We start from the raw sequence: 9,838 nt of genomic DNA, 5'->3' as shown, positions 1-9,838 counted from the left end.
GTCCACCCCCACGCCCCACCCCACGCCAAGGAAGAGACAGTGAGCTTGACTTCCCACCACGAACGGGCGAACGAGCCGGAGGGCTACGTCGTCGGCGTGGACTTCGGCACCCTGTCGGGGCGCGCGGTCGTGGTCCGCACCAGCGACGGCGAGGAGCTCGGCACCGCCGTGCACCCCTACCCGCACGCCGTCATCGAGGACCGCCTGCCCGGCACCGGCCGCCGCCTGCCCCCCGACTGGGCGCTCCAGCACCCCGAGGACTGGCGCGAGGTGCTGCGCACCGCGGTGCCCGCCGCGCTCGCCGCCGCCGGCGTCGACCCCGCCGCCGTGATCGGCATCGCCACCGACTTCACCGCCTGCACCGTGCTGCCCGCCCTGGCCGACGGCACCCCGCTCGCCGAGCTGCCCGACTGGGCCGGGCGCCCGCACGCCTGGCCCAAGCTGTGGAAGCACCACGCCGCCCAGGGCCAGGCCGACCGGATCAACGCCCTCGCGCACGCCCGCGGCGAGAAGTGGATCCACCGCTACGGCGGCAAGATCTCCGCCGAGTGGCAGTACGCCAAGGCGCTGCAGGTGCTGGAGGAGGACCCGGAGGTCTACGCGGCGTGCGAGCGCTGGATCGAGGCCGCCGACTGGATCGTCTGGCAGCTCACCGGCGCCGAGTCCCGCAACACCTGCACCGCCGGCTACAAGGGGATCTTCCAGGACGGCGGCTACCCGTCCCAGGAGTACCTGGCCGCCCTGCACCCCGGCTTCGCCGACTTCGCCCGCACGAAGCTGGAGCACCCCGACGGCCTGGCTCCCCTGGGCTCCCGGGTCGGCTCGCTGACCGCCGAGGCCGCGGCCTGGACGGGCCTGCCGGAGGGCATCGCGGTCGCGGCGGGCAACGTGGACGCGCACGTCGCCGCGCCCGCCGCGCAGGCCGTCGAGAACGGCAGACTGCTGGCGATCATGGGCACCTCCACCTGCCACGTCGTCAACGGCCCGGTCCTCGCCGACGTCCCCGGCATCTGCGGCGTGGTGGACGGCGGCATCGCCGAGGGCGCCTGGGGCTACGAGGCCGGCCAGTCCGCGGTCGGCGACATCTTCGCCTGGTGGCTGCGCCAGGGCCTGCCCGCCGACTACCTCGCCGAGGCCGAGGCCAACGGCGAGGACGCCCACCAGCTGCTCACCCGCAGGGCCGCCGCCCAACCGGTCGGCGCGCACGGCCTGGTGGCGCTCGACTGGATGAACGGCAACCGCTCCACCCTGGTCGACCACCACCTGTCCGGCGTCATCGCCGGCCTGACCCTGGCCACCACCCCCGAGGACGTCTACCGCGCCCTGCTGGAGGCCACCGCCTACGGCACCCGCACCATCGTCGAGGCCCTGGAGACCGGCGGCGTCCCGGTCACCGAGTTCGTCGTCACCGGCGGCCTGAAGAAGAACGCCCTGCTGATGCAGATCTACGCGGACGTGCTGCGGCGCCCGGTCTCGCTCGCCGTCTCCGAACAGGGCCCGGCCCTGGGCTCGGCCATCCACGCCGCCGTCGCCGCCGGCGCCCACCCCGACATCCGCACCGCCGCCGCCGCGATGGGCCGCGTCCAGCGCCACGCCTACCTGCCCGATGCGGCCCGCGCCGACGCCTACGACGCCCTGTACGCCGAGTACCGCCTGCTGCACGAGCACTTCGGCACCGGCTCCGACCTGCTGCTGCACCGCCTGCGCGCGATCCGCAACGCCGCGCTGAGCCACGCCGCCCTGAGCCACGACAGCGAGGACTGACCATGACTTCCCCGATCGATCTGCTGCGCCGCCAGGTCTGCGACCTGCACCGGGAGCTGGTCCGCTACGGCCTGGTGGTGTGGACCGCCGGCAACGTCTCCGCCCGCGTCCCCGGCGAGGACCTGCTGGTCATCAAGCCCAGCGGCGTCGACTACGACGAGCTGACGCCCGAGAACATGATCCTGTGCGACCTGGACGGCAACGTGGTCGAGGGCGAGCACGCCCCGTCCTCCGACACCGCCGCGCACGCCTACGTCTACCGCCACCGCCCCGACGTCGGCGGCGTGGTGCACACCCACTCCACCTACGCCAGCGCCTGGGCCGCCCGCGGCGAGCCGGTGCCGTGCGTACTGACCGCGATGGCCGACGAGTTCGGCGCCGAGATCCCGATCGGCCCGTTCGCGCTGATCGGCGACGACTCGATCGGCCGCGGCATCGTCGAGACCCTCGACGGCCACCGCTCCCCGGCCGTCCTGATGAAGAGCCACGGCGTGTTCACCATCGGCAAGGACGCCAAGGCCGCCGTCAAGGCCGCCGTGATGTGCGAGGACGTCGCCCGCACCGTCCACATCTCCCGCCAGCTCGGCGAGCCGCTGCCCATCGCCCCGGCGGACATCGACCGCCTCAACTTCCGCTACCAGAACGTCTACGGCCAGCGCCCCGCGGCCCAGTGAAGGAGTACCACCAGTGACCGAGGTTTTCACCGGACGCGAGATCTGGTTCCTCACCGGGAGCCAGGGCCTCTACGGCGCCGAGACGCTGCAGCAGGTCGCCGAGCAGTCCCAGCAGGTCATCAACCAGCTCGCCCGCACCGGCCTGCCCGTGCGCCTGATCTGGAAGCCCGTCCTGACCGACGCCGACGCGATCCGCCGGGTCTGCCTGGAGGCCAACGCCGACGACGCCTGCGTCGGCCTGATCGCCTGGATGCACACCTTCTCACCCGCCAAGATGTGGATCGCCGGCCTGGACGCGCTGCGCAAGCCGCTGCTGCACCTGCACACCCAGGCCAACCGCGACCTGCCCTGGGCCACCATCGACATGGACTTCATGAACCTGAACCAGGCCGCCCACGGCGACCGCGAGTTCGGCTACATCCAGTCCCGCCTCGGCGTTGCCCGCAAGACCGTCGCCGGCCACGTCAGCGACCCCGCCGTCGCCCGCCGGATCGCCACCTGGTCCCGCGCCGCCGCCGGCCGCGCCGACCTCGGCTCCCTCAGGCTGGCCCGCTTCGGCGACAACATGCGCGACGTCGCCGTCACCGAGGGCGACAAGGTCGAGGCCCAACTGCGCTTCGGCGTCTCCGTCAACACCTACGGCGTCAACGACCTGGTCGCCGCCGTCGACGACGCCGCCGACGCCGAGGTCACCGCCCTGGTCAAGGAGTACGAGGAGACCTACCGCCTGGCCCCCGAACTGCGCGCCGGCGGCGAGCGCCACGACTCGCTGCGCTACGCCGCCCGGATCGAACTCGGCCTGCGCGGCTTCCTCAAGGACGGCGGCTTCGGCGCCTTCACCACCAACTTCGAGGACCTCGGCGGCCTGCGCCAGCTCCCCGGCCTGGCCGTGCAGCGCCTGATGGCCGACGGCTACGGCTTCGGCGGCGAGGGCGACTGGAAGACCTCCGTCCTGCTGCGCACCCTGAAGACCACCGCCACCGGCCTGGGCGGCGGCACCTCCTTCATGGAGGACTACACCTACCACCTGGAGCCCGGACGGGAGTTGATCCTCGGCGCGCACATGCTGGAGGTCTGCCCGACCATCGCCGCCGCCACCCCCTCCTGCGAGATCCACCCGCTGGGCATCGGCGGCCGCGAGGACCCCGTCCGCCTGGTCTTCGACGCCGCCCCCGGCCCCGCCGTCGTCGTGGGCCTGGCCGACCTCGGCGAGCGCTTCCGCCTGGTCGCCAACGAGATCGACGTCGTCGACCCCGCCGAACCGCTGCCCAACCTGCCCGTCGCCCGCGCCGTCTGGCAGCCGAAGCCGAACCTGCGCACCTCCACCGAGGCGTGGCTCACCGCCGGCGCACCCCACCACACCGTGCTCACCAGCGCCCTCGACACCGAGCACCTCGACGACCTCGCCGAGATGCTCGCCACCGAACTGGTCGTCATCGACGCCGACACCACCATGCGCACCTTCACCCGCGAACTGCGCTGGAACCAGGCGTACCACCGCCTCGCCCAGCGCCTGTGACCACCCGCCACCCGGAAGCGACGACGCCCGCCCTTCCGCGGGTGTCGTCCCCTTCCCCCGCCCGTCCGCCCGCCCGTCCGCCCGCTCGTCCGCCCGCCCGCACCCGCTGAACGGAGCCGCCCGTGCCGCCCGGAGCACCCGACCGACCCAGGACCACCCAGAGCGACACCGCCACCCTCCCCGACGGCCGGCGGATCACCCGCTGGACGTTCGGCACCCCCGGCGGCGTCACCGCGGAGGTGCTCAGCCTCGGCGCCCGCCTCGAGGCCCTGCACGCGCCCGACCGGGACGGGCACCGCGCCAACGTCGTCCTCGGCGGCGCCCACGTCGCCGACCTGCTCGGCGACGCCGCCTACTTCGGCGCCACCGTCGGCCGCTACGCCAACCGCGTCGCCGGCGGACGGCTGCCCCTCGACGGCACCGTCCACCGCCTCGCCACCCAGCCCACCGGCCACACCCTGCACGGCGGCCCCGACGGCTACGCCACCCGCCTGTGGGAGGGCGAAGCCGTCCGGGAGGAGCACCGGGCCGGCGTCCGGCTGCGCCTGCACAGCCCCGACGGCGACCAGGGCTTCCCCGGCGCGCTCACCGCCGAGGTCACCTACCTGCTCGACGCCGGGGGCGAGCTGAGCATCGAGTACCGGGCCACCACCGACGCGCCCACCGTCGTCAACCTCACCAACCACGCCTACTTCAACCTGGCCGGCGAGGGCAGCGGCACCGTCCTCGACCACCTGCTGCGCGTCGACGCCTCCGGCTACCTCCCCGTCGACGAGGACCTCATCCCGCTCGGCCCGGTCGAACCCGTCACCGGCACCCCGTTCGACCTCCGCGACCCGCACGTCCTCGGCGACCGGTTCGCCCTGCGCCACCCGCAGCTCGGCCCGGCCGGCGCCGGCTACGACCACAACTGGGTCCTGGACGGCACCGGCCTGCGTACCGCCGCCGTCCTCGCCCACCCGGCCAGCGGCCGCCGCCTGGAGTGCCGCACCACCGAACCCGGCCTCCAGGTCTACACCGGCAACCTCTTCGACGGCACGGTCACCGGCCGCTCCGGCCGCCCCTACCGCGCGCACGCGGGCATCGCCCTGGAGACCCAGCACTTCCCGGACTCCCCGAACCGCCCCGCCTACCCCTCCACCGTCCTGCGCCCGGGGGAGGAGTACCGCTCCACCACGGTCTACCGCTTCACCGCCGACCGCTGATCCGGCGGCCGCTTCACCGCCGACCGCTGACCCGGCGGCCGCTGACCCGGCGGGCCCACCCGGTCGGGTGAGTCCGGCCGGGGCCCGTGTGGGCGCGAGCGGCGCCGGGAACCTTCGTGCGGTGATGAGAGAGATCACCGTCCACGTCGACGGAACCCCGCGCCCACTGACCGTCGACACCCGCACGAGCCTGCTCGACGCCCTGCGCGAGCGGCTGGGGGTGACCAGCCCGAAGAAGGGCTGCGACCACGGGCAGTGCGGCGCCTGCACGGTGCTCTCCGGCGGACGCCGGGTGCTGAGCTGCCTCACCCTGGCGGTCACGCAGGACGGCGCCCGGGTCGTCACCGCCGAGGGGCTCGCCGCCCACGGCCCGGGTGGCGACGGACACGGTGACGACGGGCGGGGTGGCGACGGGCTGCACCCGGTGCAGCGGGCGTTCATCGACCGCGACGCGTTCCAGTGCGGCTACTGCACCCCGGGGCAGGTGGTCTCCGCCGCCGGGATGCTCGACGAGTTCGCGCGCGGCTGGCCCAGCGCCGTCACCGACGGCACCCGGCCGCCGCGGCTGGACCACGCCGAGGTGGCCGAGCGGATGAGCGGCAACCTGTGCCGCTGCGCGGCCTACGCCGCCATCGTGCCCGCCGTCCAACAGGCCGCGGCGGCCTCCTCCGGCACAGCCTCCTCCGGCGCGGCGGCCTCCTCCAGTACGGCGGCGCCGGGTACGGGGGCGGCCCGGTGAAGCCGTTCGACTACCTGAGCCCGGCCGACCCGGCGGAGGCGGTGCGCACCGTCGCGCAGAACCCGGCCGCGGTCTTCCTCGGCGGCGGGACGAACCTGGTCGACCACCTCAGGCTCGGCGTCGCCGCACCCGGCCTGGTCGTCCACGTCGCCGACCTGCTGCCCGCCGGCATCGAGGACCTCGACGGGGGAGCCCTCCGGATCGGCGCGGGCGTCCGCAACAGCGACCTCGCCGCCGACCGGCGGGTGCGCGAGCGCTTCCCGGTGCTCTCCCAGGCGCTGCTGTCCGGCGCGTCGGGCCAGTTGCGCAACATGGCCACCACCGGCGGCAACCCGCTGCAGCGCACCCGCTGCGCCTACTTCCAGGACGTCACGACGGCGTGCAACAAGCGGCAGCCCGGCTCGGGCTGCTCCGCCGTCGGCGGCTGGACCCGCCACCACGCCGTCCTCGGCGCCTCCGAGCACTGCCTCGCCGTCCACCCCTCCGACATGGCCGTGGCGCTGGCCGCCCTCGACACCGAGGTGCGGGTGCTGGGGCCGGACGGCGAGCGCACGATCCCCTTCACCGGCCTGCACCGGCTGCCCGCCGACACCCCCGAGCGGGACACCGTGCTCGACCACGGCGACCTGATCACCGCGATCGACCTGCCCGCCCTGCCGCTCGCCCGCCGCTCGGCCTACCGCAAGGTGCGCGACCGCGCCTCGTACGCGTTCGCCCTGGTCAGCGTCGCCGCCGCGGTGGACGTGCGGGACGGGGTGATCACCGACGCGCGGGTCGCGTTCGGCGGCGTGGCGCACGTGCCGTGGCGCGCGCACCGGGCCGAGCGGGTGCTGCGCGGCGCCCCGGCCACCGAGCAGACCTACCGCGCCGCCGCGGACGCCGAACTCGCCGACGCCCGCCCGGCCGACGGGCTGGACGGCGGCAACGCCTTCAAGATCCCGCTGCTGCGCCGCACCCTCGCCGCCACCCTGCGCGGCCTCGTCCGGGAGGACGCCCGATGACGTTCATCGACCGCCCCGCCGCCATCGGCCTGGACCTGCCCCGCCGGGACGGCGCCGCCAAGGTGCGCGGCACCGCCGTCTACGCCTACGAGACGCCGGTGCAGGACCCCGCCTACGCACACCCCGTCCGGGCCACCGTCGCCCGGGGCCGCGTCACGGCGCTGGACACCGCCGCCGCCGAGGCGCTCGACGGCGTGCTCGCGGTGCTCACCCCCGCCACCGCGGAACGCCTGGCCTCCACCGAGGACCGGGAGCTGGCGGCCCTCCAGGACGACGAGGTCGCCTTCCGCGGCCAGGTCGTCGCCCTGGTGGTCGCCGACAGCTCCGAGACGGCCCGGCACGCCGCCGCCCTGGTCCGGGTGGCCTACGAGCGGGCGCCGCACGACAGCGAACTGCGGGCCGACCGCGACGACCTGTACGCGCCGGAGCGGGTGAACCCGGACTTCCCCACCGACACCGCCGAGGGCGACGTCCCGGCCGCCGTGGCCGCCGCGGCGGCGGTGGTCGAGCAGACGTACACCACCGCGACGTACCACAACAACCCGCTGGAGCCGCACGCCACCACCGCCCACTGGGAGCCCGGCGCCGGCTTCCTCACCCTGTGGGACTCCACCCAGGGCGTCCACCCCGCCCGGCGCGCCGTGGCGTCGGTGTTCGGCCTCGACGAGGCGAAGGTCCGGGTGGTCTGCCCGTACGTCGGCGGCGGCTTCGGGTCGAAGGGCACCCCGCACGTCAACGTGGTGCTCGCCGCGATGGCCGCGCGCGCCGTCCCCGGCCGGGCGGTGCGCCTGGCGCTGACCCGGCAGCAGATGTTCTCCCTGGCCGGCTACCGCACCCCCACCGTCCAGCGCTGCGTCCTCGCCGCCGACGCCGACGGCACGCTGACCGCCCTCGCGGTCGACGTGGTCGAACAGACCTCGCGGATCAAGGAGTTCGCCGAGCAGACCGGCGTGCCCGCCCGGATGATGTACGCCGTCGCGAACCGGCGCACCACCCACCGCCTGGCCGCCCTCGACGTGCCCGTGCCGTCCTGGATGCGCGCCCCCGGGGTGTGCCCCGGCATGTTCGGGCCCGAGGTGGCGATGGACGAACTGGCCGAGCGCCTCGGCCTCGACCCGGTCGAGCTGCGCGTGCGCAACGAACCCGCCACCGACCCGGAGACCGGCAGGCCCTTCTCCAGCCGCAACCTGGTCGGCTGCCTGCGCGAGGGCGCGGCGCGCTTCGGCTGGCACGGGCGCGACCCGCGGCCCGGCGTGCGCCGCGACGGCGACTGGCTGGTCGGCACCGGCGTCGCCGCCTCCACCTACCCGGTGCACCGGATGTCGGAGTCGACGGCGGTGATCCGGTGGGAGGGCGGCCGGTACGCCGTCGAGATCGGCGCGGCCGACCTGGGCACCGGCACCTGGACCACGCTGGCGCAGATCGCCGCGGACGCGCTCGGCGTCGACGTCGAGCGGGTCGAGGCGCGGATCGGCGACACCGACCACCCGGTGGCGTCGGTGGCGGGTGGCTCCTCGGGCATGTCGACCTGGGGCTCGGCCGTGGTCGAGGCGGCCTGCGCCTTCCGCGCCCAGCACGGGGCCGAGCCGCCGGAGCGGGCCGAGGCGTCCGGCTCCGTGCGGCCGGCGGACGACCGCTGGGCGATGCACGCCTTCGGCGCCCAGTTCGCCGAGGCCCGGGTCCACCTGGACACCGGGGAGATCCGGGTGCCGCGGCTGCTGGGAGTCTTTGCCGCCGGTCGGATTGTCAACCCGCGCACGGCGCGCTCGCAGTTCGTCGGCGGCATGACGATGGGGCTGTCCATGGCGCTGCACGAGAACGCCGTCCTCGACCCCCGGACCGGCCACGTCGTCAACCACGACCTCGCCGACTACCACATCGCGGCCAACGCGGACGTGGCCGAGGTCGAGGCCCACTGGCTCGACGAACACGACCCGCACGTCAACGCGATGGGCACCAAGGGCATCGGCGAGATCGGCATCGTCGGCACGGCCGCCGCGGTGTCGAACGCCGTGTGGCACGCCTGCGGCGTCCGGGTGCGGGACCTGCCCGTCACGCTGGACAAGCTGCTGCCCGCCCTGGAGCGCCGGTCGGGGCGGTGATCCGCCCCTCAGGCCACCCGCCTGGTGCCGGGACTCCGGCCGCTCCCGTCCTCGTCGCGCTCGTCGTTCCCGTCGTCCTCGTCGTCCTCGCCGGGCAGGTGGACGTCCTTGACCACGATGTTCACCTCGACGACCTCCAGGCCGACCAGGCGCTCCACCGCCTCGATGACGCCCGCGCGGACGTCCTTCGCGATTCCGGGCACGGGCACGCCGTACTCGGCGACGACCTCCAGGTCGACGGCGGCCTGGCGCTCGCCCACCTCGACCTTCACCCCGCGCGTGGCGTCGTTCCGCCCGCCGCCCGGGACGCGGTCGCGCACCGCGCCCAGGGTCCGGGACGCCCCGGCCCCCAGCGCGTGGACGCCCGGGACCTCGCGCGCGGCCCGGCCGGCGATCTTCGCGACGACGCCGTCGGTGACGGTCGTCTTCCCCTGGCCCCCGGGCGCCGGGCCCGCGCCGGGACGGGGGCCGCCGCCCGGGGGAGACAGCGGAGGGCTCCCGGGGGAGCGGACGTTTCCGGTGTCGGTCATGACGGCCTCCTGAGTGTGCGGTCCGGTCGGCCCCGGTCCGGGCGACCGGGACCGCGCATGCCCACAAACGGGGCATTCCTCACACCGGCCTCGGACATTTCCGAATCGCCCGACGGCTGGGAAGCGCCCGACGGCCGGGAAGCACCCGACGGCCGGGAAGCGCCCGGCGGCGAGGGCCGGGCGGCCGGCCCAGGGGGCCTGACGCCCGCTCGAACGACGCCGCTCCGCCGGGGGAGGCGCTGCCTCCGCTTCCGTCCCCGCCGCCGCTTCCGTCCCCGCCGCCGCCCCGCGCCGCCTACTGCCC

8 protein-coding genes are annotated in these 9,838 nt (G+C 75.3%); 7 read left to right on the top strand and 1 reads right to left on the bottom strand.

All coding sequences use genetic code 11. The annotated features are described in order from the left end of the window. The first annotated feature begins 45 nt into the window (after positions 1 to 45). The 7 genes from ACFUEL_RS27685 to ACFUEL_RS27655 all read left to right on the top strand — a co-directional run bounded on the left by ACFUEL_RS27685 (position 46) and on the right by ACFUEL_RS27655 (position 9,004). Positions 46 to 1,764 (top strand): ribulokinase, encoded by a 1,719-nt coding sequence (locus ACFUEL_RS27685; protein WP_380239488.1) that lies wholly within the window; start codon positions 46 to 48, stop codon positions 1,762 to 1,764. A gap of 2 nt (positions 1,765 to 1,766) precedes the next feature. Next, positions 1,767 to 2,438 carry an L-ribulose-5-phosphate 4-epimerase gene (locus ACFUEL_RS27680; RefSeq protein ID WP_380239487.1) on the top strand — a complete coding sequence of 224 codons (672 nt, stop codon included), beginning with the start codon at positions 1,767 to 1,769 and terminating at the stop codon, positions 2,436 to 2,438. Between the two features lie 13 nt (positions 2,439 to 2,451). Then, positions 2,452 to 3,957, top strand: a complete 1,506-nt coding sequence (gene araA / locus ACFUEL_RS27675; RefSeq protein ID WP_380239486.1) for an L-arabinose isomerase — start codon at positions 2,452 to 2,454, stop codon at positions 3,955 to 3,957. Positions 3,958 to 4,079: 122 nt separating this feature from the next. Then, positions 4,080 to 5,162, top strand: coding sequence for an aldose epimerase family protein (locus tag ACFUEL_RS27670; protein WP_380239485.1), 1,083 nt, complete (start codon positions 4,080 to 4,082; stop codon positions 5,160 to 5,162). 124 nt (positions 5,163 to 5,286) lie between these two features. Further along, positions 5,287 to 5,901, top strand: a complete 615-nt coding sequence (locus tag ACFUEL_RS27665; RefSeq protein ID WP_380239484.1) for a (2Fe-2S)-binding protein — start codon at positions 5,287 to 5,289, stop codon at positions 5,899 to 5,901. Further along, on the top strand, positions 5,898 to 6,902 hold the full coding sequence (locus ACFUEL_RS27660; RefSeq protein WP_380239483.1) for an FAD binding domain-containing protein: 1,005 nt from the start codon (positions 5,898 to 5,900) through the stop codon (positions 6,900 to 6,902). The genes ACFUEL_RS27665 and ACFUEL_RS27660 overlap by 4 nt, the downstream gene beginning before the upstream one ends. Continuing rightward, entirely contained in the window at positions 6,899 to 9,004 is a 2,106-nt protein-coding gene (locus ACFUEL_RS27655; RefSeq protein WP_380239482.1) for a xanthine dehydrogenase family protein molybdopterin-binding subunit, read from the top strand. Before ACFUEL_RS27660 ends, ACFUEL_RS27655 begins: the two co-directional genes overlap by 4 nt. Before the next feature lie 8 nt (positions 9,005 to 9,012). Here ACFUEL_RS27655 and ACFUEL_RS27650 read toward each other — a convergent pair whose 3' ends face one another. Then, a complete protein-coding gene (locus ACFUEL_RS27650; RefSeq protein WP_380239481.1) occupies positions 9,013 to 9,534 on the bottom strand; it encodes an Asp23/Gls24 family envelope stress response protein in 522 nt (173 codons plus the stop codon). Between the last annotated feature and the right edge of the window lie 304 nt (positions 9,535 to 9,838).

It is taken from the genome of Kitasatospora sp. NPDC057198, from assembly GCF_042670125.1.
Taxonomy (GTDB): domain Bacteria; phylum Actinomycetota; class Actinomycetes; order Streptomycetales; family Streptomycetaceae; genus Kitasatospora.
The sequence above is the reverse complement of the archived record's forward strand: the minus strand, read 5'-3'. Positions and strand labels throughout refer to the sequence as shown.